This is a genomic window from Micromonospora sp. NBC_00898, assembly GCF_045207895.1.
Classification (GTDB): Bacteria; Actinomycetota; Actinomycetes; order Mycobacteriales; family Micromonosporaceae; genus Micromonospora.
Genome location: NZ_CP108775.1, coordinates 5,141,889 through 5,166,973, shown reverse-complemented (window position 1 = coordinate 5,166,973; position 25,085 = coordinate 5,141,889). Strand labels below are relative to the sequence as shown.

The window sequence follows — 25,085 nt, the reverse complement described above, 5'->3', positions numbered from 1 at the left end:
GTCGGCACGGCAGGAACGACACGACAACAACGACGGGAACCACCGGGCGAAAGCCGGTGCCGGGTGCGAGGGAGGTGAGCGGCGACATGGTCGATCGTGACGAACCAACCGGAGCGTTGGTCCGTCCATACGCCGTGACCCGCGGTCGTACCCGTCCCCGGCTCGACATCGCCCTGGAGGCGCTCGTCGAGACGACGGTGCGCGGCCGGGCCGCTGCCAGTGGCAATGGCGGCCAGGGTCGTGAGCACCAGTACATCGCCGCGCTGTGTGACGGACGCGTGCAATCGCTTGCCGAGATCGCGGCGCGGATGCAACTTCCGCTCGGCGTGGCCCGGGTGCTCATCGCCGACATGGCGACGGACGGCCTGGTCGCGGTCCACGAGCCGACCATTTTGGACGACTCTGACGACGCGGTGGGCACTGAACTGCTGGAGAGGGTGCTGAGTGGACTTCGCAGGCTCTGACATGTCGCACCGGCCGCCGGCCCCGAGCGGGCGCGTGACGTCGGCGAAGATCGTTATCGCCGGTGGATTCGGCGTCGGCAAGACGACGCTGGTCGGCTCGGTCTCGGAGATCACGCCGCTGACCACCGAGGCGATCATGACTTCCGCCGGTGTGGGCGTCGACGATACCCGGCAGGTGCCGGGCAAGACGACGACCACGGTGGCGATGGACTTCGGTCGTATCTCGATCGACCGGGACCTGATCCTGTACCTGTTCGGTACGCCGGGTCAGACGCGGTTCTGGTTCATGTGGGACGAGTTGGTCCGCGGTGCCATCGGCGCCGTGGTGCTGGTGGACACCCGCCGGCTGGCCGACTGCTTCGCCGCGATCGACTTCTTCGAGCATCGGCGGCTGCCGTACCTGGTGGCCATCAACTGCTTCGACGGCATGCAGTACCACGACCCGCAGGACGTCCGGGACGCGCTGGCCATCTCCAGCGACGTGCCCGTGGTGGCCTGCGACGCCCGGAACCGGGAGTCGACCAAGCATGTGCTGATCTCGCTGGTCGAGTACGTGCTCACCATGCGTCGCTCGCGGGCGGTCGCGCCCGCCTGACCGGCGTCAGGACGCGCCCGGTGACCGCCTCGGCAGTCACCGGGCGCTTCTCGCTGTGCGAGTGACGGCCCGCCCTCCCCTAGGGCGGCGGGCCGGACCGTCAGGCGTACGGCGTCCAGGTGCCCTGGGTGACCACGTAGACGCCGAGCGAGTCCCGTTCCATGACCCCGTGCCGCATCGGCGCGAAGGAGTACCCGCTGGCGATGCCCTCGGTCACCTCGGTCTGCAGGTACGCGCGCAGCCGCCCCCGGTCGACGCTGTTGGCCAGCCGGGCGGCAGTGGCGAGCAATGCAGCGCGTTCGAACCGTACGGGGCGAAGCCGCTGAAGCTGCCGTGCCGCTGGAGGTAGCGGAAGGTGAAGTCCCGGCGGGCGAGCGCCGCGAGGGGCAGCACGATGTCGTCGCCGGCGGCGAACGACAGGAACGGGACCTGGAGCTTCTGGGCCACCCCGACGATGGCCATGGAGGTCTCGGCCAGCGTGCCACCGACCAGGGCGTGTACGTTGTCCCGCCTGGTCAGCTCGGTCGCCTGCCGGGCCGCGAGCCGCGGATCGCTGCCGTTGTCCCGCACCTCGAGCCGAATGGTGCGTCGCAGGTTGCCGACCGGGATCCCGTTGACGTTCAGCGAGTCGAGGGTGATCTCCATCGCCCGCTGCCGGAGGACGCCCAGGGCGGCGCCCAGACCGGACAGCTCCAGACTGGCCCCGCCCACGAGCTCGTGGCCGCCCGCTGCCGCGCTGCTGCCGGCGCTGGCCTGATCCTGCGGCCCGGCCGGCCCGCAGGCGCTGGGCAGCAGGGTGCCCGCCGCGGCGGCGAGGACGCCACGACGGGTGAGCACAGCGGATTCGGTTGCCGGCGTCGCCATTGGAGTCGCCTTCCCACCCGGCGACACCCGCCGCCGGCAGTTCCGCCGGTATGCTTCCGGCCGCCCCGACCCGGCGTCAAATTATCCGGGTGTGGGCAGGAATACGCAGGTGGCAGGCGGTCGGCGCCCGGTCAGGAACGGTAGCCGGCGGAGCGGTACTCGTACTCCCGGTCGTCGTCCCGATCGCCGGTGTCGCGGCTGAAGTCCCAGCCGCCGGCCGCCTCCCGGCCGGGGCGACCGCCGACCGCGAACCCGCCGATCTCCTGGCCGCGCCGCCAGCCACGGAAGTAGCCGGTGGTGTTCTCGGCGAGGCTCGCCGCGTTCCGGACGATCCGCAGTGGACGCTCCTCGCGCAGCGGCGAACCGGGGACCAGGTTGGCCTGGGGGACCCGCTTCGGCAGACCCGCCGTCGTCTCCGCGCCCACCGCCGGGCGGGCCGCCTGCTCGGCGGCCTGCCAGCCGGTGTCCGCGGTGTTCGACCAGTCCAACTCGGACTCTTCTTCGGTGTGGCCGACGAACCAGGCGGACTTCGCCTGGGCGAAGATGAGCAGGTCGCCGTCGCCCTCGTCGGAGACCGGCGGGGGCCGGTGCTCCTTCGGCGCGGGCCGCCGCTCCAGTGGTGCGGGCCGCCGCTCCGGTGGTGCGGGCCGCCGCTCCAGCGGCGCCGGCAGGTCGGCACGGGGACCGGACCGCCCGGCGCGCTCCGCCTCGGCCCGCTCGACCAGCCGCAACGGCGGGGCGTCCAGCCCGGGGTCGGTCGGCGGGTTCAAGCCGTCCCGCAGCGCCCGGTCGGCCAGCGGCGGCGGCTCGACCAGCCGCAGCATCGGGGGCTCCTGGGGCAGGTCGTCGGCGAGCCAGGGCGGGGTGACCCGACCCTTGCCCGGGTCGGTCGGCGCGTCGACCTTCCGCACCTCCCGGTCGCCGTACGAGTAGGCGGCCGGGGCGTCGCCGGGGCCGTCGGCGGGGTCGTCGCCGTTGTTGACCAGCGGCCAGTTGGCCCGGCTTCCCGGGGGAGCGGACTCCTGGCCGGGCCGGGGCGTCGGCACCGGGACGCTCAGGTCGGTCGCGCTGAAGCCGCCGATGGGCGGCGCCGGCTCGGGGGTGGTCTTGGGACGCGGCGGGATGATCGTCCGCTGCCGTTCGGCGCGGGCGCTGTTGATCGCCGCGGTGGTCAGCGTGGGCCGGAACGGCTCGCCGGCCTCGGCCGGGGGAATGTTGCCGCGTTGCGCCGGAGCGATCGGGGTGATGCCGGGCGGCGGGGGCGGCGCGGAGACCGGACGACTGGCCGGCGCGTCCACCCGGCGCGGCATCGGCGAGACCGGTTCGGGGCGTGCGGGCGGCGCGGAGATCGGCGTACCGCTGGCGGCGGCCGGGGTGACCGGGGTCGGTGCGATCGGCGGCGGCGCGACCGGGGCGGGAGCGACCGGCGGCGGGCCGAGCGGCCGGGGCGGCAGCGGCGTGGTGCCGCCGGCGAGCGGCTCGGGACGGCTGCGGCGGCCCACCGGCTCGGGCTCCGCGGGCCGGATCGTCCGCAGGCCGGTCGCGGTGGTGCCGGTCAGACCGGCGAGCCTCGCCGACCTGCTCGCCCCGGCGGGCCGCCGGCCGGGAACCGGGGCGGGCATGGTGACCCGGGCACTGAGGGCGCCGACCAGGGCGTCGCAGCCGGCGTCGCAGGCCCGGACGGCGGCGACCGCCTGCCGCACGGTCTCGGCGACGGCCGAGGTGAGCACCCGGTTGACCGTGGCCCGGCGGGGCGTCTCGGTGATGGCGACCCGCAGGGCGGTGATCGCGTCGTTGATCTGGTCGGCGCTCGCGAGGCCCTCGGCGGCGAGGTGCGCGGCGACGGCGTCCGCGGCGACCGAGACCTCCCGGCCCCGGGTGACCGTGCCGCCGAGCATGCCCGGCTCCGGCAGCGCGTCGAGGACCGCCAGCGAGACCGGCTCGGCCGGGTCCGGGTAGGCCCGCAGGGCGGCGGGGTAGAGCTCCCGCAGCACCTCGCGCAGCGCCACCGCGGCGGAGTGCCGCCCGTTGGCCAGGGCGGCGTGCGCGGCCAGGACCTGCTTGTAGTTGGCCAGGTCACGGGGGGCCGGCAGGGTGACCGCGGAGAGCGCGCCGGCCTGCAGCGCCCGGGCCAGCCCGACGGCGCGACGCTCGGCCGCCGGGGACTGCATCTCCTCCAGGGAGTCGTCGTCGGCGAAGCGCTCGGCGAAGTCGTCCACCGAGTCGTCGTCCGCGATCGCCAGTGGACGACCGGCCGCGCTGAGCAGCGAGGTGACCGTGTGGTCGTCGCTGTCGGCGGCGATGGCCGCACCGCTCGGCCCGCCCGACCGCTCCACGAGCAGCGCGACCAGCTGGGCGTAGCCCGCCGGGTCGTCGCTGATCTCGCAGACATGCAGCAGACGGCCTGCGTCGTCGACCACAGCGGACGTCAGCGCCGAACCGGCCGATGCCGGTCGGTCGGCCGGATCCGCCGAGGCCAGACCGCAGTACACGCGCACGAGCGCCACGGCGTCGTCCTCCTCCCGGGACACAGGTCGTTACTTCTGCCAGAGACTGATGCTCCCCGTTACGGGTCAGTCGCGCCAGTCCACGACAGCAGAGATCTTGCCGACAATGGTGCGCCAACCCAAACTTGCGGTTTGTGCCCCGATTTTCTTGAGCCGCCGCCGGCCCAGAAAAGCACCGATTCCGCCATTGACAGAGGCCCGCAGCGCCTCGTCCAGGTCATCCAGGCTGGAGTCTGCGGAGAGCATGTCCAGTACCGCCGGTAGGCGCAGCGCGTACGCAACGTCACGGGCGACCTCGCCGGCCTCGATCAGGAGCGTGGGGTCCCAGGTGTCGTGCCCGCCGCGGAGGTTCTCCACCACCAGGTCGAGCTCGTAGGTGTCCTCGTCCAGCGGGGCGATGTCGGCCGGTTCCACCCGTTCGGACAGTTCATTCCAGCTGTCCAGTTGGGACAGGTCGTTGGGCGCACCGGATCGGACGAAGCTGACCAGCGACTCCGGCGTCTTGAACAGCAGCAGCTTGCCGCGGTGGCTGAGGAAGACGGGCACCTCCTCGTCGCTCGCGGCGTCGCCGTCCTCCTCCTCGTCCTCGCCGGCCTTCTCCTCGGCGGTGTCGCGCCGGCGACCCTCGGGCCGCTCGTCGTCCTCGTCCTCCGCCGTGGACAGGGCGGCGAACTCCTCGTCGAGGATCACCACCTCCTCGTCCTCGTCCTCGGCCTCGACGACCTGGCGGCGGGCCAGGAAGGGGTCGTCCTCGTCGCGCTCGGCGACGTCGGTCGGCGTCAGCTCCCGCGCCGGCCGGTACGCGCGCAGCGTGAAGCCGGTGCCGGCGGGCAGGGCGATCTCCACCGGGTCGATCCGCAGCTCGTCCCAGAGCGCGCGGTCGGCCGCCGGGCGGTCGACGTCGACCTCGTCTGCTGCCGCCGACGCGGTGTTCTCGTCGAGCTCGGGCTCGTCGGCGTCGGGCCGTTGGGGCGACTGGCGGGCCACGCTGACCTCCGTGTGCTTTCGGGTTTGTCCCACCCGGCGACGTCTCCGGCCGCCGAGTGACTCTGCGCACATACCCTAGTGGGCGACCCTGGGGCACCGGGACCGCACCCCGGTGGCGTCGCGGCGGGCGGACAAGTAGCGTTGCTACCTATGAAGGCCCAGGCGCTGCACGGACACCTGGACGCGCTGCTGCTGGCGGTCCTGGAGCAGGGCGAACTGCACGGCTACGCGATCATCGAGGCGCTCCGGGCGCGCAGCGGCGGCACGCTGGATCTCCCGACGGGCACCATCTACCCGGCGCTGCGCCGGCTGGAACGGGCGGGCTACGTCGTCAGCGCGTGGAGCACGGTCAACGGCCGGGAGCGACGGACCTACCAGCTCACCGAGGCCGGCGGGCGCGCGCTGGCCGGCGAGCGGGCCGGCTGGCGTGAGTTCAGCGCGACCGTCGGCCGATTCCTCGGCGCCGACCACCCGCCGACCGCCCCGGCCTGACCTGGCCCGCCCGGCCCGCTGGTGCCGGGCGGGTGGCCGGGGCGTCACCGGGTGGTCAGCAGCCAGCAGCGGGCGGCCCGGGCCAGCGCGAACCAGGCCGCGCTGACCAGCACCGTCCCGATGATCATCGGCGGCCAGGTCAGGGCCGCCTGCCAGAGCCCGATCGACCAGCCGAGCAGGGCGCTGCCAGCGAGCGCGCCCAGGCCCAGCGCGCCGGTCAGGCCGAAGCCCACCGCACGCCCGAGGCGGGGCAGTCGGGCCGAGGAGTATCGCGCAGCGAGGAAACCCAGCAGCAGCCCGGCCAACGCCAGCCCGGCGACCAGGCCCCAGATCCCGTTCAGCGAGGCGGACAGCAGCCGGTAGCCCTCGGGCGGCGGGCCGCCCTGCCAATGGGCGCCCCGCCACGTCAGATCGCCGCCGGCCATCAGCGCCACCGCCACCGCCAGCGCCCGCACCGCCAGCCGATGCAGCGCCCCGGCCGTCAGCTCGGCCTGGTAACCCGGCACGAGCTGGGCGGGGCTGCCGAACTCGGCGACCGCGCGCCGCTCGGCCTCCGCCGCCGGCAGGCCGTCCTCCCGGTACGCCTCGGTGGCGTCCAGCAACGCGTGCCGTGCCTCGATGAGCAGGTCGGCCTTCAACCTGACCGGCCCGTGCAGGCGCCCGGCCAGCTCCCGCAGGCGCTCCTCCACGAGCACGCCGTCGTACCCCCGCATGACACCCACCCTGCCAGCCGGCGCGGCCCGGCGCGTCCGGGGATTTCCCGGAGACCGATCAGGGGGTCAGGGCCAGGTAGCCGCGTTCCGCCGCCTCCTGGAGCAGCCATTGCTCCCGGTACCAGCCCGGCCGGGCCACCAGCTCGGCGTGCCGGCCGCGCTGCACCACCCGGCCGGCGTCGAGCACCACGATCTCGTCCAGCTCCGCCAGGCCGCTGAGCCGGTGGCTGATCAGCAGCACGGAGTGCCCGGCCGGGGTGGCGGCGAGCGCCGAGGCGAGCACCGCGTCGGCGGCGGCCGGGTCGAGACCCTCGGTGGGCTCGTCCAGCACCAGTACGGCCGGCGCGGCCAGCAGCGCCCGGGCCAGCGCGAGCCGCTGCCGCTGCCCGCCGGACAGCTGCCCACCCTCCTCGCCGACCACGGTGTCCCAGCCCGCCGGCTGGGCGCGTACCCAGTCGAGCAGGCCGGCCGCCCGGGTCGCGGCGGCCAGCTCCGCCTCGCCCGCCCCGGGGCGGCCGAGCAGCAGGTTCTCCCGTACCGAGGCGTGGAAGACGTACGCCTCGGCGAGCAGGCCGCCGATCGACCGGGGCAACTCCTCGGCCGGGTATGCGGACACGTCGACCCCGTCCAGGGTGACTCGGCCGGCGTTGGGGCGTACCGCGCCGGTGAGCACCGCGGCGAGGGTGCTCTTGCCGGCGCCGCTGGGCCCGACCACAGCGACCCGACGGCCGGCCGGCAGGTCGAGGCCGACCCGGTCCAGGGCGGGCGCCGCCCCCGCCCGGTACCGGACGGTCACCTCGTCGAATCGCACGTGGTGGCCGGGCACGCCGGCTCCGGCCCCGGCCGTCGGTCCCGCGCCGGTCGCCGGGACGGGCCCGGTGAGCAGCACGGCGACCCGGGCCAGGGCGGCCCGGAGCTGGGTGCGCTGCCGCGCCGCGCCGACCAGCGCCAGCGCCACCTCCACGGCGGCGAGGGCGCCGACGGCCAGCACCCCGACCAGCACCCCGCCGACGCCCGCGCGGAGCGCGACGGCCACCACGGCGGCGGCGGTGAGCCCACCGACCAGCACCCCGGCCGCGTCGAGCGCGAAGCCGACCGCGGCGAGCCGGCGTTCGAGCCGGGCGAGGCGTCGGGAGCGCCGGTCGGCCGCCCCGAGCGCCGCGCCGGTGGCGCCGAACGCGGCCAGGTCGGCGGCGCCGTGGGTCAGGTCGACCGCGTCCACGGCGAGCGCGCCGCGCAGCGGGGCCACCTCGTCGGCGGCCCGCCGGGTGAGCACGGTGGCCAGCGCGGGCAGTGCCACCCCGGCGACCAGCAGCCCGGCGGCCAGCACGCCGGCCGCGGGGAGCGAGATCAGCGCCGCCCCGCCGACCGCGAGCACGCTGACCAGCGCGGCGGCCGCGCCCGGCACCAGCACCCGGAGCAGCAGGTCCTGCACGGCCTCCACGTCGGACACGAGTCGGCTCAGCGCGTCGCCGGACCGCTGCGACGCGGTGTCCCGGCGGGCGGCGAGGGTGCCGAACACCCGGGCCCGGACGTCGGTGATCATGCGGAGCACGGCGTCGTGCCCGGCGAGCCGTTCGGCGTAGCGGAACACGCCCCGGCTGATGGCGAGCGCCCGGACCGCGACGATGGCCACGGTCAGCCGGTCCAGCGGCGGCCGGCCGGCGGCGCTCATCAGCAGCCAGGTGGCGGTGGCCATCAGCGCCAGGCCGGCGAACTCGGTGGCGGCGGCGAGCAGCCCGGCCCCGACGAGCCGGCCCAGGTACGGCCGCGCCAGCCGGAGCACGGCCCGCTCGGCCCGGACACCGCCGGCTCCCGCCGGCACGGCCCGCCCACCGCCCACACCGGCGGGTACCGGACCGGTGGCGACAGCCTCGCCGGGCGTCGGCCCGGTGGGGACGACCTCGTCCTCGTCCGGGGTCGGCTCGGTGGGCACGGCACCGGGTGCCAGCTCCGGCGGGATCGCCTCCGCCGGGGTGGGGGTTCCCCGGTCACGCGCGGCCGGCGTGGTCCCGTCGGCCGAGACACCGCCCGGGACTGCCCGTCCCGGCTGGTCGGGGCGGTCCGGGACGGCCGGTCCGGGGCTCATGGGGTCGCCTTCCCGGCTGGTGTCGGGGTCAGCTCGGTGACCCGGCCGTCCTCGACGCGGATGATCCGGTCGGCGTCCTCCAGCAGCGCCGGCCGGTGCGCGACCAGCAGCGCCGTACGCCCGGTGACCAGTCGCCGGGTCGCGGCGAGCACCACCGCCTCGCTGGCGGAGTCGAGCCGGGCGGTCGGCTCGTCGAGGAGCACCACCGGGGCGTCCCGGAGGAACGCCCGGGCCAGCGCCACCCGCTGCCGCTGGCCGCTGGAGAGGCCGTGCCCGCGCTCGCCGAGCTCGGTCGCCAGCCCGTCGGGGAGGGCGGCGACCACGTCGTCCAGGGCGGCGTCGGTGACCGCCGTGCCGAGGGCGGCGTCCGTGGTGTCCGGGGCGCCGAGGCGGATGTTGTCGGCGAGCGAGGCCGCGAAGAGGTGCGCCCGCTGCGGCACCCAGGCCACCTGGCGGCGCCAGGCGTCGGGGTCGACGTCGGCGAGGTCGACCCCGTCGACGGTGACCCGGCCGGCGGTCGGGGTGACGAAGCCGAGCAGCAGGCCGAGCAGGGTGCTCTTGCCGGCGCCGCTCGGCCCGATGATCGCGATCCGCTCGCCGGGGCGGATGGCCAGCGTGACGTCCCGCAGCGCGGTGGTCCGCTCGTACTCGACGGTGACGTTCTCGAACCGGATCTCGCCGCGGCCGTCCGGCGCGGGCAGTGGCGGGACGGTCGGGGCGGCGGTCGGGGCGGCGGAGAGGGTCAGCGCCTCGTCCAGCGCGGTGAGCCCTTCCATGCTGGCGTGGAATCGGCTGCCCGCCGCCCTCAGCGGCAAATACGCCTCGGGGGTGAGCAGCAGCACCAGCAGCGCGGTGGAGAGGGTGATCCCGCCGCCGAGCAGCCGGATGCCGACCGGCACGGCGACCAGCGCCACCGAGAGGGTGGCGACCAGTTCCAGCACGAGCGCGGAGAGGAAGGCGATCCGCAGCGTCCGCATGGTGGCCTGCCGGTGCCCGTCGGCCATCCGGCGGACCACCTCGACCTGCGCCCTGGCCCGGCCGAACGCGCGCAGCGTCGGCAGCCCGGCGACCATGTCGAGGAAGTGCCCGCCGAGGCGGGAGAGCCGCCGCCACTGCCGCTCGGTGGCGGCCTGCGCCTGCCAGCCGAGCAGCGCCCCGAAGACCGGGATGAGCGGGATGGTCAGCGCGATGATCAGCGCCGAGCTCCAGTCGGCGAGGACGATCCGGGCCAGCACGGCGAGCGGCACGGTGACGCTGAGCACGAGCTGGGGGAGGTAGCCGGTGAAGTAGGCGTCCAGCGCGTCGAGGCCACGCCCGGCGAGGGTGGCCAACTGGCCGGCCCGCTGCCCGGCGACCCAGCCGGGACCGTGCCGGCCGACGGCGCGGAGCAGATCCGCCCGCAGCGCCGCCTTCACCGTCGCCGCGGCCCGCGCCGCCACCGTGCCCTGGGCCCAGCTGACCAGCGCCCGGGCGGCGACCGCCGCCACAAGGCCGGCCAGCGCCGGCCGGTGCAGCCGCCCGTCGACCGCGGTCGCCAGCAGCGCGGCCAGCGCGGTGGCCTGCGCGACCACCAGCAGCGCGGTCAGCCCGCCGAGGGCCGCGAGCACGGCGAGGTCGCGCCGGGCCGCGGGGACCCGGCGCAGCAGACGCGGGTCGAACGGGCGGCGGTTCACCAGTACACCGGTGCCCTACCGTCGGTCCGTCCCCGGAACACCCACCAGCACATCGCCTGAAAGCCTAGTAGGGCCGGCAGGAGCGGCAGCGCCAGCCAGCCCAGCAGGCGCAGGGTGGGTCCGCTCGCCGCGGCGTCCGCCACGGTCAGCCCGGCTCCCGGCTCGACCGTGGAGACCAGCGCCCAGGGCCAGAGCGCCGCCCCGACCAGCACCACCGGCAGCGCCAGCGCCGCGCTGGTGGCGGCGAAGGCCAGCCCGGGCCGCCGCCAGCGGAGCGCCGTCCGGGCCGCCAGCAGCGCCGCCACCAGCACCACCGGCAGCAGTACGGCTGCCGCCGGCTGCGCCACCGCGGCGCGTACCCGGTCGGAGAGCAGGCCGAGGACGGTGGCCGCGCCGACCGCGGCGAGCGTCACCGGGATCAGCCGGCGGGCCAGCCGGGCGACCGGCGCGACCTCGGTGGCCGGCAGCCGCAGCGTGAGGAACGTCGCACCCTGCACCGCGACCAGCGCCAGCATGGCCAGCGCGGCGGCGGCCGCGAACGGCGTGAAGACGTGCGTCACCCCGGCGACGTGGCCGTCGGCCCCCAGCGATACGCCCTGGAGCAGCCCGGCGAGCAGCGCGCCCCAGCCCAGCGCGGCGAGCGCGCTCCCGGCGACGACCACCCGGTCCCACCCGGCCCGGGCCCGCTCGCCGGCCGGCCGGCTGCGCAGCTGCACCCCGGCGGTCACCAGGATCACCCCGGCCAGCGCGCCGACCACGGCGGGATAGAGACCGGAGAGCAGCTCGCCCTCCAGGGTGGGGAAGGCGCCGAAGAGGATGCCGACGGCGGCGACCAGCCAGACCTCGTTGCCGAGGAAGAACGGCCCGACGGCATTGAGCGCCGCCCGGCGGGTGGCCGGGGTGGCGCGCCGGGCCAGCAGCAGCCCGACGCCGTAGTCGTAGCCGCCGAGGACGAGGTAGGTGGCGAAGAAGAGGCCGAGCAGGGCGTACCAGGCGAGTTCCACGGCGGGCTCCCTCAGGCGAACACGGGTTCGGGGCGGGTGTCGGTGTCGGGCGCGGGCGGGCGGCCGAGGGCGGGATCGTCCGCGCCGCGGGCGGCGTGCCGGGCGAGCAGCACCCAGTTGGTGACGGCGAGGGTGCCGAGCAGCAGGCTGAAGCCGATCAGCGAGGTGAGCATGACTCCGGCGCCGACCGGGGAGACCGCCTGGCCGGTCGGCAGCAGCCCGTACGCGACCCAGGGCTGGCGGCCCACCTCGCGGGCGATCCAGCCGAGGATCACCGCGACGAAGGGGAGCGGCAGGGCGAGCAGGATCAGCCAGAGCGGGAAGCGCAGCCGGATGATCCAGTCCCGGAAGAGCAGGGGCACCAGCAGGGTGCCGAGGAAGAGCGTGAAGCCGATCAGGATCATGAAACCGAGCCCGACGCTGGAGAGCGCCGGCGGGGTGTAATCGCCCGGCCCGAACCGCGCCGTCCACTCGGCGATCAGCGCGTCCCGGTCCGGGCCACCGCCGAACTTCGTGGGCTGCACCCGCCCGACCGGGCCGAACTGGGCGAAGCCGAAGCCGATCAGGAAGACCACCGAGATCGCGGCGGTTAGCACGCCGATCCGCAGGGATTTGCGGAACAGCGCGAAGTCCGGCGTACGCCGGATCAGGTGCCCGGCGCTGACGGCGGCCATCAGCACGCCGCCGGTGACCAGCCCGGCCGAGACCACGTGGGCGAAGGCGAAGCCGAGGGTGGGGTTGGTGAGCAGGGCGCCGAAGTCGGTCAGGTGGGCGACGCCGTCGCGCAGCTCGTACCCGACGGGGTGCTGGAGCCAGGAGTTCGCCACCATGATCCAGAAGGCCGAGGCGTACGCGGTCACGGCGACGCCCCAGAGCAGCGCGAGGTGGACGCCGCGGCGCAGCCGGTGCCAGCCGAAGATCCACATGCCGAGGAACGTGGACTCCAGGAAGAACGCCACCAGCGTCTCGATGGCCAGTGGTGCGCCGAAGACGTTGCCGACGTAGCGCGACAGTCCGCTCCAGTTCAGCCCGAACTGGAACTCCATCACGATCCCGGTGGCGATGCCGAGCACGTAGTTGATCACGTAGAGCTGGCCCCAGAACCGGGTCAGCCGCTCGTAGACCGGCTTCCCGGTGATGAAGCCGGCGGTCTGCAGGCCCACCAGCAGGGTGACCAGGCCCAGCGTGACCACCACGAAGAGGAAGTGGATCGAGGTGGTGGTGGCGAACTGCAGGCGCGCGAGGAGCAGGGTGTCCATGGTCGATCTCCCACGGGTCGACTCGCTTGTCGTAGCGAGCCTACACGTAGATTCCCTACGCATCTCTACTACGTCATGTCGTAAAGGAGATTACGACACATCGTAGTAGTTGTGGGGGTGGGGTTGTGCCGCCCCTGACGGGCTCGCGTCAGCTCAGGAAGAGGGAGATCGGCAGGGCGACCAGGGTGGCCGCCACCGCCAGCGCGGTCGCGCCGAGCAGCCGCGGCGGGCGGTCGGCGGCCAGCAGCCGCTGCACCCGTACGTCCAGGTCGCGGTCGCCCATGCCGAGCGCGCCGGCCGGGGTGACCCGGTGACCGGCCGCGGCGAACCGGCGCAACGCCCCCGCCAGGGGCTCCTCGGCGTGCAGCTCGCGGGCCTTGTCGTCGGCCCGCATCTCGACCAGCAGGGCCACCCGCTCGTGCGCGTCGCGCACCCAGCGGAACCAGGGCAGCGCCCGGCGGAGCGCGGTGAACGGCAGCAGCACCAGGTCGTGCCGCTCCTGCGCGTGCGCCCGCTCGTGGGTCAGCACCGCCGCCAGCTCGGCCCGGTCCAGCAGGCTCAACGCCCCGGCGCTCACCACCACCCGCGGCTTCACCCCGGGCAGGCAGTACGCGGCGGCGCTCGGGTGGTCGAGCACCAGCGCGCCGGGCACCGTCGGGTCCCGCCGGGCGACCAGGGTGAGCAGGTCCCGGTGCCGACGCTGGGCGCGGACCGTGCCGTGGATGCTCCGGACCGTCGTGGTGAGCAGCACCGCGCCGATGCCGAAGCCCACCCCGACCAGGCCGAGGTGGATCGAGTTCAGCCCGGCCGGCAGGGTGCCGTGGGCCAGGTCGGTGGCGAGGGCGAGCAGCGCGCTGCCGGTGGGCCGGTCGTACGCACCCAGACCCGTCGCCATCGGCAGGCCCATCGCGGAGAGGCCGAGCGCCAGCCCGACCGCCTGCCAGCAGACGATCGCAACCCGGGGAGCGCGCCACGTCCAGGTGGACGCGGCCAGGACCTGCGCGGTCAGCCAGCAGGCCAGGATGGTCGCGGCGAAGTGCACGGCGTACGCCACGGCGGCCGCCCTACCGGTCCGTCGCCTCGTCGGCCGGCGCCGGCCGTCCGGCCCGCGGGTCCCCGATCCGGTCGGTCAGGCCCGCGCCGCCGTCGGCCGGCCCGGTGTGGCCCGCCTCGGCGCCCAGCGCCGCGCGCAGCACCTCCGCCTCGGTGCCGGTGACCGAGCGGGCGAAGCGCACCAGCGCGGCGTCCCGGCTGCCGCCGAGGTCGAGCGCGTCGAGCATGAGTTGGGCGATGTGCGCCTCGCGGCTGGCGGCGGGCCGGTAGCGCCAGGCCCGGCCCTCCCGTTCGCGCTGCACCATGCCCTTGCCGGCCAGTCGGTCCAGCACGGTCATCACCGTCGTGTACGCCAGCTCGCGCCCGTCGAGGGCGTCGGCGACCTCGCGCACGGTGACCCCGTCCGACGTCCCCGGGACGGAGTCCCACAGCACGTCCATCACCGCACGTTCAAGATCCCCAAGCCGCGTCACGCCGCAATCCTACCCCGCGTAGTAGAACCCTTCCCAGGGCAGGACCGCTGAGCTCGACCTCGGCGCGGACCGGGACCACAACAGGTTTTCGGGGGAGCCCCGGCCGCGGAGGGATCAAGCCTGACCGCCCGGAGCGGGTGGGGCTCCCCCGAAAACCCCACCCGGACCAGCGGCCTCACACCCCCTTGGGGTGCCAGACCGTCTTCGTCTCCAGCAGCGTGGTCATCCGGGTGATCCCCGGGTCGGCGGTCCAGTCGTGGTCGGCCGGGGCCGGCCGGAGCACCCGCTTGAGGTTGTCCGCCGCCCTGACCTCCAGGTCGGCCGCCAGTTCGGCGTCGGCCACCCCGGTCAGGTCGATCGCGTTGACGTCCATGTGCGCGGCCAGCGTGGGCACGGTCTCCGACAGGCGGCCGGTGAGGATGTTGACCACACCGCCGGGCAGGTCGGAGGTGGCCAGCACCTCGGCCAGGGTCACCGCGGCCAGGGGCTGCGACGGCGAGGCCGCCACCACCACGGTGTTGCCGGTGACGATCGCCGGGGCGATGACGCTGACCAGGGCGAGCAGTGCCGGGGACTCCGGGGCCACCACGGCCACCACGCCGGTCGGCTCGGGCGCCGACAGGTTGAAGTACGGCCCGGCGACCGGGTTGGCCCCGCCGTACACCTGGGGGAGCTTGTCGGACCAGCCGGCGTACCAGACCCAGCGGTCGATCGCCGCGTCGACCTCGTCGGCCGGCACGCCGAGGGCGACGAACTGCTCGCGCCGGCCCTCCAGCATCTCGGCCACCCGGTAGAGGATCTGACCCCGGTTGTACGCGGTCGCCCCGGCCCAGCCCTTGACGGCGGCCCGGGCGGCGACGACGGCGTCTCGCGCGTCCTTGCGGGAGGCCAGTGACACGTTGGAGTCCTGCACGAGATACGACCGTCCCGACTCGCTGCGGGGGAACTTCCCGCCGATGAAGAGCTTGTACGTCTTGCGTACCGCGACCCGCTCAGACATTGAGGTAGCCCTCCAGCCCGTGCCGGCCGCCCTCGCGACCGTAGCCCGACTCCTTGTACCCGCCGAACGGCGAGGTGGGGTCGAACTTGTTGAACGTGTTGGCCCAGACGACGCCGGCGCGGAGCCGGTCGGCCGTCCAGAGGATCCGGGAGCCCTTGTCGGTCCAGATCCCGGCCGACAGCCCGTACGGCGTGTTGTTGGCCTTCTCGACGGCCTCGGCCGGGGTGCGGAAGGTCAGCACGGACAGCACCGGCCCGAAGATCTCCTCCCGGGCGATCCGGTGCGCCTGGGTGACCCCGGTGAAGATGGTCGGCGCGAACCAGAAGCCCCGGTCGGGCAGTTCGCACGGCGGCGACCAGCGCTCCGCGCCCTCGGCGGAGCCGGCGTCCGACAGCTCCTTGATCCGGGCGAGCTGGGCGGCCGAGTTGATCGCGCCGATGTCGGTGTTCTTGTCCAGCGGATCGCCGACCCGCAGCTGGGCCATCCGCCGCTTCAGCGACTCCAGCACCCGGTCGGCGACCGACTCTTGGACCAGCAGCCGCGAGCCGGCGCAGCAGACGTGCCCCTGGTTGAAGAAGATGCCGTTGACGATGCCCTCGACCGCCTGGTCGATCGGGGCGTCGTCGAAGACGATGTTGGCGGCCTTGCCGCCCAGCTCCAGGGTGAGCTTCTTGCGGGTGCCGGCGACCGACCGGGCGATGGCCCGGCCGACCTCGGTGGAGCCGGTGAAGGCGACCTTGTCCACGCCCGGGTGCTCGACGAGGGCACGGCCGGTGTCGCCGGCGCCGGTGACGATGTTGACCACCCCGGCGGGCAGGTCGGCCTGCTGGCAGATCTCGGCGAAGAGCAGCGCGGTCAGCGGCGTGGTCTCGGCCGGCTTGAGCACCACCGTGTTGCCGGCGGCGAGGGCCGGGGCGATCTTCCAGGCCAGCATGAGCAGCGGGAAGTTCCACGGGATGACCTGCGCGGCCACGCCGAGCGGTCGCGGGTTCGCACCGAAGCCGGCGTGCCCCAGCTTGTCGGCCCAGCCGGCGTAGTAGAAGAAGTGCGCGGCGACCAGCGGCAGGTCGACGTCCCGGGACTCCTTGATCGGCTTGCCGTTGTCCAGGGACTCCAGCACGGCCAGCTCGCGGGAGCGCTCCTGGATGATCCGGGCGATCCGGAACAGGTACTTGGCCCGGTCCCGGCCCGGCATCGGACCCCAGACCTTGTCGTACGCCTCGCGGGCGGCGCGGACGGCGCGGTCCACGTCCTGGCTGCCGCCCTCGGCGATCTCGGCGAGGACCTCCTCAGAGGCCGGGTTGATCGACTTGAAGCTGCCGCCGTCGGTCGGGTCGACGAACTTCCCGTCGATGAACAGCCCGTACGAGGGCTTGATGTCCACCACCGAGCGGGACTCGGGGGCGGGTGCGTATTCGAACATCGGCTCTCAGTCCAGGGTGAAGTAGTCGGGACCGGAGTAGACGCCGGTCGTCAGCTTGGTGCGCTGCATGAGCAGGTCGTTGAGCAGGCTGGACGCGCCGAACCGGAACCAGTCCGGGTCCAGCCAGTCCGCGCCGACGGTCTCGTTGACCATGACCAGGTACTTGATCGCGTCCTTGGTGGTCTTGATGCCGCCGGCCGGCTTCACGCCGACCTGCCGCCCGGTGGCGGCGCGGAAGTCGCGGACCGCCTCCAGCATCACCAGGGTCACCGGCATGGTGGCCGCGACCGGGACCTTGCCGGTGGAGGTCTTGATGAAGTCGCCGCCGGCCAGCATGGCCAGCCAGGAGGCCCGGCGCACGTTGTCGTAGGTGGCGAGCTCGCCGGTCTCCAGGATCACCTTGAGGTGGGCGGCGCCGCAGGCTTCCTTGGTGGCCACGATCTCGTCGTAGACCTCCTTGTAGCGGCCGGCCAGGAACGCGCCCCGGTTGATCACCATGTCGATCTCGTCGGCGCCGGCCGCGACGGCCGCCCGGACGTCCGCCAGCTTGATCTCCAGCGGCGCCTGGCCCGACGGGAAGGCGGTGGCGACGCTGGCCAGGTGCACGCCGGTGCCGCGCAGCACCTCGGCCACGTACGGGACCATCGCCGGGTAGACGCAGACCGCGCCGACGTGCGGGCAGCTCAGGTCCGCCGGGTCGGGGCGCAGCGCCTTGGCGGCGAGCGCCCGCACCTTGCCGGGGGTGTCCGCGCCCTCGAGGGTGGTCAGGTCGACCATCCGGATGGCCAGGTCGATCGCCTGGGCCTTGGCCGTGGTCTTGATGGAGCGGGTGCCGAGCTGTGCCGCCCGCTGCTCCGCGCCGACCTGGTCCACGCCGGGCAGGCCGTGCAGGAAGGTCCGCAGAGCGGTCTCGGATCGTCCCAGCTCGGAGAGCTCCGACCGGGCCGACGTCGCTGTCGCCGTCATGCCCCGAAGTCTACGCACCGGACCGGGCAGTGATCTTGGTCACGGCCACCTCGTCGGCGGTGTCACACGTGAGCGGCGTCGCCGGTCACCCCGCACCCGCACTGCCGGCCCCCGCGGACCGGTAGGTTGAGCGATCGTGGACGTACACGTCATTGACCACCCGCTCGCCCAGTCGCGGCTGACCGCCATGCGGGACGCCCGGACCGACTCGTCGTCGTTCCGGGCCGCGCTGCACGAACTCACCACCATGCTGGTGTACGAGGCCGCGCGCTCCTTCCCCGTCGAGAAGTACCCGATCCAGACCCCGGTCACCGCCACCGAGGGCACCCGGCTGGCCAACCCACCGCTGCTGGTGCCGGTGCTGCGGGCCGGCCTCGGCATGGCCGACGCCGCCCTCGCGCTGCTGCCGGAGTCGTCGATGGGCTTCGTCGGCCTGGCCCGGGACGAGGTGACGTTCGAGCCGCGCGCGTACATGGAGTCGCTGCCCCGCGACCTGGCCGGCCTGCCGGTGCTGGTCCTCGAACCGATGGTGGCCACCGGCGGCTCGCTGGAGCACAGCTGCCGGCTGCTCGCCGACCGCGGCTGCACCGACATCACCGTGCTCTGCGTCCTCGCCGCGCCAGTGGCCATCGAGCGGCTGGAGAAGTCGGGCCTGCCGCTGCGCCTGGTCACCGCCTCGATCGACGAGGGCCTGAACGACCGGATGTTCATCGTCCCGGGCCTCGGCGACGCCGGCGACCGCCAGTTCGGCGGCATGCCCCGCTTCTGACCCGACCGGTCGGCCCGCCGGTCACCCGGCGGGCCGGACGGGTCGACCGGGCGAGTTGCCGCGCGGGGGGATGCGGACAACCGATACCGTCTCGGGCCATGACTGGTGTTGCGCTCGCCGAAGAGCTGCTGCTCCTCGCCTATGACGACGAAACCGGCAAGGCGACCATGCCGCGGATCAGCCTGGACCTCGGGATGGCCGCCGCGGTGCTGATCGAGCTGGCCCTGGCCGGCCGGATCGCGTACGCCGAGGGAAACCTGGCGGTGGTCGACCCGGCGCCCACCGGCGTGCCGGTCGCCGACGAGGTCCTCGCCCGGATCGCCGCCGACACCCCGCACACCCCGTCCTCCTGGGTGCAGCGGCTGCGGCACGGCCTGCGCGACCGGATCCTCGGCGACCTGTGCGGCCAGGGGGTGGTCCGGGACGTCGACGAGACCGAGCTGGGTTTCATCCACGTGCACCGCTACCCGGTCACGGACCCGTCGGTGGAGGCGGACATCCGCCGCCGGCTCGCCGAGGCCCTGACCAGCGGCCAACTGCCGGACGAGCGCACCGCCGCGCTGGCCACCCTGGTCGCGGTGCTGCGGATGGAGCCGGCGCTGGGGTTGACCGGTGCGGACGCCCGGGACGCCCGCCGCCGGCTGGAGGAGATCGCCGGCGGCGCCGGCTTCACCGGCAACGTCAGCCTGGACGACTCCGTCGTCCGCCCCTCGGTCGCCCTCGTCGTCACCGCCCTCGGCCAGGCCGTGGACGCAGCCCTCGGCAAACGCGCCTGACAGCCTCGGCCTCGGGGCGGGTCAGCGGCCGAGGGCGGTGGCGATCTCGGTGCGGAGGGCCGCGATCGCGGCGGCCGCGCGCTGCCGGGCCGCGGGGACGTCGCCGTCCGCGACCGGCTCCACCACCTCGAGGTACGCCTTGAGCTTCGGCTCGGTGCCGGAGGGGCGGATCACCACCCGGGCCGCGTCGGTGCGCAGGATCACCACGTCCGACTCCGGGAGCAGGTCCGTCGAGTCGGTGACCGGGTGGCCGAGCAGGCTGGTCGGGGTGGCGGCCCGGATCCGGGTCATCATCCCGGCGATCAGCCCCAGGTCCTCGACCCGGACCGAGAGCTGGTCGGTGTGGTGCACGCCGAACTCGGCGGCCAGCTCGTCGAGTCGGTCGTTGAGCGTCCGGCCCTGCGCCTTGAGGCCGGCGGCCAGCTCGGCGACGGTCAGCGCGGCGGAGATGCCGTCCTTGTCCCGCACCTGCTCCGGCGCCACGCAGTAGCCCAGCGCCTCCTCGTAGCCGAAGACCAGCGGCTGCGCCCCACCCCCGGCCCGGACGATCCACTTGAACCCGGTCAGCGTCTCGTCGTACGGCAGGCCCCGGGCCGCGCACATCGCCCGCAGCAGGGACGACGAGACGATGGTGGTGGCGTACAGGCCGGTCACGCCCCGGCGCATCAGGTGGTCCGCGAGCAGCGCGCCCACCTCGTCCCCGCGCAGCATCCGCCAGCCGCCGGTCGCGTCGTCGCGGACGGCCACCGCGCAGCGGTCCGCGTCCGGGTCGTTGGCGATCGCGAGGTCGGCGCCCGTCGAGTCGGCCAGCGCCACGAGCTTGTCCACCGCGCCCGGCTCCTCCGGGTTGGGGAAGCTCACCGTCGGGAAGGCCGGGTCCGGCTCGGCCTGGTCGGGCACCACGCCCGGCACGGCGAAGCCCGCCCGCGCGAAGGCGGCGGTCAGCACCGCGGCGCCCACCCCGTGCAGCGGGGTGTACGCCACCTTCAGGTCCCGAGGGCCGTCCGGGTCGATCAGCGTGGCGGCCCGGGCCACGTAGGAGGCGACCAGGTCGTCGCCGAGCACCTCGCCGGCCGGGCCGAGCGGCACCTGAGCCAGCGGGCCCACCGCCCGGATCGCCGCCTCGATGCCGGCGTCGGCCGGCGGCACGATCTGCGCGCCCGCGCCGAGGTCCCCGCCGAGCTGGGCACCCAGGTAGACCTTGTAGCCGTTGTCCTGCGGCGGGTTGTGGCTGGCGGTGACCATCACCCCGGCCACCGCGCCGAGGTGCCGCACCGCGTACGCGAGCACCGGCGTGGGCAGCGGCCGGGGCAGCAGCAGCGCGGGCCGCCCCGCGCCGGTGGCCACCTGCGCGGTGCGCTCGGCGAACGCCCGGGAACCGTACCGGGCGTCGTACCCGATCACCAGCGGGCCGGTCCCGCCCTGGGCGGCGAGCCAGCCCACCAGCCCGGCGGCGGCCTGGGTGACCACCGCGAGATTCATCCCGTTCGGGCCGGCGCGCAGCGGGCCGCGCAGGCCGGCGGTGCCGAAGGTCAGCGGCCCGGCGAACCGGTCGGCGAGCTCCGGCGCGCTGCCCGGCAGCCCGTCGAGCACCGCCCGCAGCTCGTCCCGGCTGGTCGGGTCCGGGTCGTCGTCGAGCCACCGCCGGGCCAGCTCGCGAAGTTCGTCAAGGTCAGTGGTTTCCGCCGCCATTGCCCTTTGATAGCACGGCGGCGGATCACCACTGACCGTTGCCCTCGACTCAGTTGGCCCCGGTGAGCTGGAACGAGCTCGCCATCGCGTCGAAGATCGGCTTGCTCGCGGCGAACTCGGTCTCGTTGGCGGTCAGGTAGAACGAGTAGACCTTGCCGTCCTTCACCACGCCGCGCCACACCCCGTGCCGCTTGGTCGCGCCGTCGCCGCAGGTGTACTCGAACTCGGCCGCCGGCTCGCCGGCGAGCTTCGGCTCGGACATGGCGAGCTGGTTGTAGGGCTTCGCGCAGGACTTGCTCTTCTCCCGCAGGTTCCGCGAGGCGAACTCCGCCCAGCTGACCGAGGTGCCGCTCCACGTCTCGGCGAGGATCCGCACCTTGCGACCGCTGTCCTGCGGGTCGACGTAGTCGACGAACACCCCGCCGGACTTCCGGTCCCAGCCCTTCGGCACCTGGACGGTGACGCCCTTGGCCGAGTGCTCCTGCATCTCCACGCCCGGCCCGGCCGGCGCGGTCGCGGTCGGCAGCGACGTCACGATCTGCCGGATCGGCTCGTCGTCCCCGCTGAACAGCACGACCGCGCCGATCAGCAGCAGCACCGCCAGCCCGCCGGCCGCGGCGAGCTGCACCTTGCGCGGCCAGCCCTTGACGGTGCCGACCACCTTGTCGCCGGTGCCCTTCAGCCCGCCGAGCGCGCCACCGGAGCCGGACCCGGCGGGGGCGGCGGTCGGCGCCGCCCACGGCTGCCCGGTGCCCGGCACCGACCACTGGCCGCCGCCGTACCCGGGCTGGGTGGCCTCGGGGGCGCGGCCGTACATCGCCTGGGTGGCGTCCGGGTGGCCGCCGCCGATCCGCTGGGTGGCCTCCGGCGTCGCCTGGTGGCCGAGGCGCTGGTTGGCGTCCGGGGAGATCCGCTGGGTGGCCTCCGGCATGCCGTACGGGGTGCCGGCGCGGCCCGGCGGGGGCATCGCGCCGGTCGGGGTGTGCAGCGGGCCGGCGAGGGCGTCCGCGCTGGTCTCGTCGAGCGCGGCGCCCGCCGGCCCGGGGCGTTCGCCCTTGCGCAGCGCGGCGAGCCGGTCGGTCAGTGACTCGCCGGGCCCGATCATCGCCCGGCCGCCGATCTGGCCGCTCGGCTTCGGCTCCGGCGCGGCCGGGGGCGGCGGCGCGGACGGCCGCTGCACCGGCACCACGGCGTACGGGTCGGTGACCGAGTTGACCGCGGTCGCGGTGCTGGCCAGCGGTCCGGCGAGCAGCTCGCGCAGCATCGCCCGGGCGGTGTGCACGTCCAGCCGGCGGCCCGGGTCCTTCTCCAGCAGCCCCATCAGCACCCGGGTCAGCGGGCCGCTGCGCTGCGGGGTGGCCGGTGGGTCCTCGACCACGGCGTGCATGGTCTCGATGGGATCGCCCTTGTCGAAGGGCGGTCGCCCTTCCACCGCCGTGTAGAGCGTCACGCCCAGCGAAAAGAGGTCGCTCGGCGGCCCGAACTCCTGACCCATCGCCCGCTCCGGCGAGATGAAGTGCGGCGACCCGAGCACCATGCCGGGCGTGGTGAGCTGCACGTCGGTGGGCATCCGGGCGACACCGAAGTCGGTCAGCACGCAGCGGCCGTCGGAGCTGATCAGCACGTTGGCCGGCTTGACGTCGCGGTGCAGCACGCCGATCGCGTGCGCGACCTCCAGGGCGCCGAGCAGGGCGATGCCGATCTTGGCGACGGCGCGCGGCGCCACCGGACCGTCCTCGATGACCATGTCGGCGAGGCTGCGGGCGTCCAGCAGCTCCATCACGATCCACGGTCGGCCACCCTCGGTGACCACGTCGTACACCTGGACCACGGCCGGGTGCTGGATCGCGGCGGCGGCGCGGGCCTCGCGCAGGGTCCGCTCGTACATCGCGTCGCGGTCGCTCGGGGCCAGCCCGGGCGGGAGGACGACCTCCTTCACCGCCACGTCGCGGCGCAGCAGCGTGTCTGTGGCGCGCCAGACCGTGCCCATGCCGCCGTTGCCCACCGGGGACCGCAGCGAGTAGCGACCACCGATGGTGGTGCCGGGTGCCGCGCGTCCGTTGGGGGGACTGACTGGTCCGCCGCTCCACGTCGGGATCTGAGTCACAGAAAAGCCACCGGGGGATATCGAGGGGGGCTGGGACACAACTCCCCTATCTTGCTGGTTCCGACGGCCGATGCGAAACCCGACGCGGCGGACGTTTACCTACTCGACGGTATGTGGCCAGGTCTTCACCTCTCGTCGACCTTCGTCGACGTGGTGTGCGGTATCCCTCACCCAACGACGACCGGTCGCGTCCTACCATCCGGTAATGAGCGAACGGCGGTCAAGCGAGTCCGGTTTCCCGATCCAGGGCGTCTACACGGCGGCCGACCTTCCGGAGGACCTGGACTCCCGGCTGGGCGCGCCGGGTGAGTTCCCGTACACCCGGGGGGTCTACCCGACGATGTACACCTCCCGTCCGTGGACCATGCGGCAGTACGCCGGCTTCGGCACCGCCACCGAGTCCAACGCGCGCTACCACCAGTTGTTGCGGGCCGGCACCATGGGCCTCTCCGTCGCCTTCGACCTGCCCACCCAGATGGGGTACGACTCGGACGACCCGATCGCGCACGGCGAGGTGGGCAAGGTCGGCGTGGCCATCGACTCCATCGAGGACATGCGGATGCTGTTCGACGGCATCCCGCTGGACAAGGTCTCCACCTCGATGACCATCAACGCGCCCGGCTCGGTGCTGCTCCTGCTCTACCAGCTCGTCGCCGAGGAGAACGGGGTCGCCGGGGGCGTGCTCAACGGCACCATCCAGAACGACATCCTCAAGGAGTACATCGCCCGGGGGACGTACATCTTCCCGCCGAAGCCGTCGCTGCGGTTGGTCGCCGACACCTTCGCGTACTGCCGCAAGGAGGTGCCGAAGTGGAACACCATCTCCATCTCCGGCTACCACATGGCGGAGGCCGGCGCGACGCCCGCGCAGGAGATCGCGTTCACGCTGGCCAACGGCGTCGAGTACGTCCGGGCCGCGCTGGCGGCCGGGCTGGCCGTGGACGACTTCGCGCCCCGGCTGTCGTTCTTCTTCGTGGCCCGGACCACCCTGCTGGAGGAGGTCGCGAAGTTCCGCGCGGCCCGGCGGATCTGGGCCCGGCTGATGCGCGACGAGGTCGGCGCCAAGGACCCGAAGTCGATGATGCTGCGGTTCCACACCCAGACGGCGGGCGTGCAGCTCACCGCCCAGCAGCCCGAGGTCAACCTGGTCCGGGTGGCGATCCAGGGGCTCGGCGCGGTGCTCGGTGGCACGCAGTCGCTGCACACCAACAGCTTCGACGAGGCGATCGCGCTGCCCACCGAGAAGGCGGCCCGGCTGGCGCTGCGTACCCAGCAGGTGCTGGCGTACGAGACGGACCTGACCGCCACCGTGGACCCGTTCGCCGGGTCGTACGTGGTGGAGGCGATGACCGCCGAGGTCGAGGCGGCGGCGACCGAGCTGATGGAGCGGGTGGCCGACCACGGCTCGGCGGTGGACGCGATCGAGGCCGGCTTCCAGAAGCGGGAGATCGAGCAGTCGGCGTACCGGATCGCGCAGGAGATCGACTCCGGCGAGCGGGTGGTGGTGGGCCTCAACCGGTTCACCATCGACGCCGAGGAGCCGTACGAGCCGCTGCGGGTGGACCCGGCGATCGAGGCGGCGCAGGCGGAGCGGCTGGCGAAGCTGCGCGCCGAGCGGGACAACGACGCGGTCGACCGGGCGCTGGCTGAGCTGCGCGCCGCCGCCGAGGGCTCCGCGAACGTGCTCTACCCGATGAAGGAGGCGCTGCGGGCCCGGGCCACGGTGGGCGAGGTCTGCGGCACGCTGCGCGCGGTGTGGGGGACGTACCGGCCGAGCGACCGGTTCTGACCTTCGTCGACGGCGGTCCCCGCCGGCGCCCCGGCGTCGGTGTGGGCCGCTGTTCGCGCTTCCGAGCTGCGAAAACGGGCGTCGCCGGGGGTCGTCGGGCGGCGCTACAGTCGGTCTTCTCCCCGTACGTCGGCGGAGCGGAGGGCGCGGCGCGGACCTCCCGGGCGACGCCGCCCGGCCCGTCCGGCCTGCCCGGGGCAGCGGGGCCCCGCCGCCCGTCCGAGTGTGCGGATCGGGAATGCGGGTAAACCCGGTCGGGTGATCGGGACGGACAGCCTGTGCGGTCGCGTTCGGGTCGGTCATGTCACCGTCGGGAGCCGCCCGGCCGCCGAGCGTCGTCGGTTAATTGTCGGAGCGGCAGTTAATTGTCGCGACTAATGCGACAATTCG

The 25,085-nt window shown here is 74.3% G+C and carries 21 protein-coding genes; 6 read left to right on the top strand and 15 right to left on the bottom strand.

Annotated elements, in window-relative coordinates; translation table 11 throughout:
• The first annotated feature begins 86 nt into the window (after positions 1 to 86).
• Both OG799_RS25030 and OG799_RS25025 read left to right on the top strand, forming a co-directional pair.
• Entirely contained in the window at positions 87 to 464 is a 378-nt protein-coding gene (locus OG799_RS25030; RefSeq protein WP_145775151.1) for a DUF742 domain-containing protein, read from the top strand.
• 1 nt (position 465) lies between these two features.
• Positions 466 to 1,059, top strand: coding sequence for an ATP/GTP-binding protein (locus OG799_RS25025; protein WP_091260490.1), 594 nt, complete (start codon positions 466 to 468; stop codon positions 1,057 to 1,059).
• Between the two features lie 213 nt (positions 1,060 to 1,272).
• Here the strand turns inward: OG799_RS25025 and OG799_RS25020 are convergent, their stop codons facing one another.
• The 3 genes from OG799_RS25020 to OG799_RS25010 form a co-directional block, all read right to left on the bottom strand.
• Positions 1,273 to 1,923 (bottom strand): ABC transporter substrate-binding protein, encoded by a 651-nt coding sequence (locus OG799_RS25020; protein WP_406038101.1) that lies wholly within the window; start codon positions 1,921 to 1,923, stop codon positions 1,273 to 1,275.
• A 131-nt stretch (positions 1,924 to 2,054) separates the two neighbouring features.
• The gene (locus OG799_RS25015) at positions 2,055 to 4,454 is read right to left on the bottom strand and encodes a transposase (RefSeq protein WP_406038099.1); all 2,400 of its coding nucleotides are present in this window, start codon (positions 4,452 to 4,454) and stop codon (positions 2,055 to 2,057) included.
• A gap of 42 nt (positions 4,455 to 4,496) precedes the next feature.
• On the bottom strand, positions 4,497 to 5,489 hold the full coding sequence (locus OG799_RS25010) for a DNA primase (protein ID WP_406038098.1): 993 nt from the start codon (positions 5,487 to 5,489) through the stop codon (positions 4,497 to 4,499).
• A 78-nt stretch (positions 5,490 to 5,567) separates the two neighbouring features.
• Here OG799_RS25010 and OG799_RS25005 point away from each other — a divergent pair, with 78 nt between their 5' ends.
• Complete coding sequence (locus OG799_RS25005) at positions 5,568 to 5,909, top strand: PadR family transcriptional regulator (protein WP_406038096.1); 342 nt, start codon at positions 5,568 to 5,570, stop codon at positions 5,907 to 5,909.
• Positions 5,910 to 5,953: 44 nt separating this feature from the next.
• Here OG799_RS25005 and OG799_RS25000 read toward each other — a convergent pair whose 3' ends face one another.
• The 10 genes from OG799_RS25000 to deoC form a co-directional block, all read right to left on the bottom strand.
• Positions 5,954 to 6,622, bottom strand: coding sequence for a permease prefix domain 1-containing protein (locus OG799_RS25000; protein ID WP_406038094.1), 669 nt, complete (start codon positions 6,620 to 6,622; stop codon positions 5,954 to 5,956).
• 58 nt (positions 6,623 to 6,680) lie between these two features.
• Positions 6,681 to 8,711 (bottom strand): thiol reductant ABC exporter subunit CydC, encoded by a 2,031-nt coding sequence (gene cydC / locus OG799_RS24995; protein WP_406038092.1) that lies wholly within the window; start codon positions 8,709 to 8,711, stop codon positions 6,681 to 6,683.
• Positions 8,708 to 10,384, bottom strand: coding sequence for a thiol reductant ABC exporter subunit CydD (gene cydD / locus OG799_RS24990; RefSeq protein ID WP_406038090.1), 1,677 nt, complete (start codon positions 10,382 to 10,384; stop codon positions 8,708 to 8,710). The genes cydC and cydD overlap by 4 nt, the downstream gene beginning before the upstream one ends.
• Positions 10,381 to 11,388, bottom strand: coding sequence for a cytochrome d ubiquinol oxidase subunit II (locus tag OG799_RS24985; protein WP_406038088.1), 1,008 nt, complete (start codon positions 11,386 to 11,388; stop codon positions 10,381 to 10,383). Before OG799_RS24985 ends, cydD begins: the two co-directional genes overlap by 4 nt.
• An 11-nt stretch (positions 11,389 to 11,399) precedes the next feature.
• Positions 11,400 to 12,647 carry a cytochrome ubiquinol oxidase subunit I gene (locus OG799_RS24980; RefSeq protein WP_406038086.1) on the bottom strand — a complete coding sequence of 416 codons (1,248 nt, stop codon included), beginning with the start codon at positions 12,645 to 12,647 and terminating at the stop codon, positions 11,400 to 11,402.
• Between the two features lie 148 nt (positions 12,648 to 12,795).
• Positions 12,796 to 13,701: a M56 family metallopeptidase gene (locus OG799_RS24975; RefSeq protein WP_406038084.1), complete on the bottom strand. Its 906-nt coding sequence runs from the start codon at positions 13,699 to 13,701 to the stop codon at positions 12,796 to 12,798.
• A gap of 10 nt (positions 13,702 to 13,711) precedes the next feature.
• Positions 13,712 to 14,173 (bottom strand): BlaI/MecI/CopY family transcriptional regulator, encoded by a 462-nt coding sequence (locus OG799_RS24970; RefSeq protein WP_406038082.1) that lies wholly within the window; start codon positions 14,171 to 14,173, stop codon positions 13,712 to 13,714.
• A 175-nt stretch (positions 14,174 to 14,348) separates the two neighbouring features.
• On the bottom strand, positions 14,349 to 15,173 hold the full coding sequence (locus tag OG799_RS24965) for an aldehyde dehydrogenase family protein (protein WP_406038080.1): 825 nt from the start codon (positions 15,171 to 15,173) through the stop codon (positions 14,349 to 14,351).
• Complete coding sequence (locus OG799_RS24960) at positions 15,166 to 16,596, bottom strand: aldehyde dehydrogenase family protein (protein WP_406038078.1); 1,431 nt, start codon at positions 16,594 to 16,596, stop codon at positions 15,166 to 15,168. Before OG799_RS24960 ends, OG799_RS24965 begins: the two co-directional genes overlap by 8 nt.
• Before the next feature lie 6 nt (positions 16,597 to 16,602).
• Positions 16,603 to 17,562 carry a deoxyribose-phosphate aldolase gene (gene deoC, locus OG799_RS24955; RefSeq protein WP_406038076.1) on the bottom strand — a complete coding sequence of 320 codons (960 nt, stop codon included), beginning with the start codon at positions 17,560 to 17,562 and terminating at the stop codon, positions 16,603 to 16,605.
• A 136-nt stretch (positions 17,563 to 17,698) separates the two neighbouring features.
• On the opposite strand from deoC, the gene upp reads away from it, so the two are divergent.
• Together upp and OG799_RS24945 are read left to right on the top strand one after the other, a co-directional pair.
• Positions 17,699 to 18,331 (top strand): uracil phosphoribosyltransferase, encoded by a 633-nt coding sequence (gene upp, locus OG799_RS24950; RefSeq protein WP_406038074.1) that lies wholly within the window; start codon positions 17,699 to 17,701, stop codon positions 18,329 to 18,331.
• A 98-nt stretch (positions 18,332 to 18,429) separates the two neighbouring features.
• Positions 18,430 to 19,107: a GPP34 family phosphoprotein gene (locus OG799_RS24945; RefSeq protein WP_406038072.1), complete on the top strand. Its 678-nt coding sequence runs from the start codon at positions 18,430 to 18,432 to the stop codon at positions 19,105 to 19,107.
• Between the two features lie 21 nt (positions 19,108 to 19,128).
• On the opposite strand, the gene OG799_RS24940 is transcribed toward OG799_RS24945, so the two are convergent.
• Both OG799_RS24940 and OG799_RS24935 read right to left on the bottom strand, forming a co-directional pair.
• Entirely contained in the window at positions 19,129 to 20,799 is a 1,671-nt protein-coding gene (locus OG799_RS24940; protein ID WP_406038070.1) for a phospho-sugar mutase, read from the bottom strand.
• Between the two features lie 49 nt (positions 20,800 to 20,848).
• Complete coding sequence (locus OG799_RS24935; RefSeq protein WP_406038068.1) at positions 20,849 to 22,906, bottom strand: serine/threonine-protein kinase; 2,058 nt, start codon at positions 22,904 to 22,906, stop codon at positions 20,849 to 20,851.
• A 205-nt stretch (positions 22,907 to 23,111) separates the two neighbouring features.
• Between OG799_RS24935 and OG799_RS24930 the strand changes: the two genes are divergently transcribed.
• Positions 23,112 to 24,695, top strand: coding sequence for a methylmalonyl-CoA mutase (locus OG799_RS24930; RefSeq protein ID WP_406038066.1), 1,584 nt, complete (start codon positions 23,112 to 23,114; stop codon positions 24,693 to 24,695).
• The last annotated feature ends 390 nt before the right edge of the window (positions 24,696 to 25,085 follow it).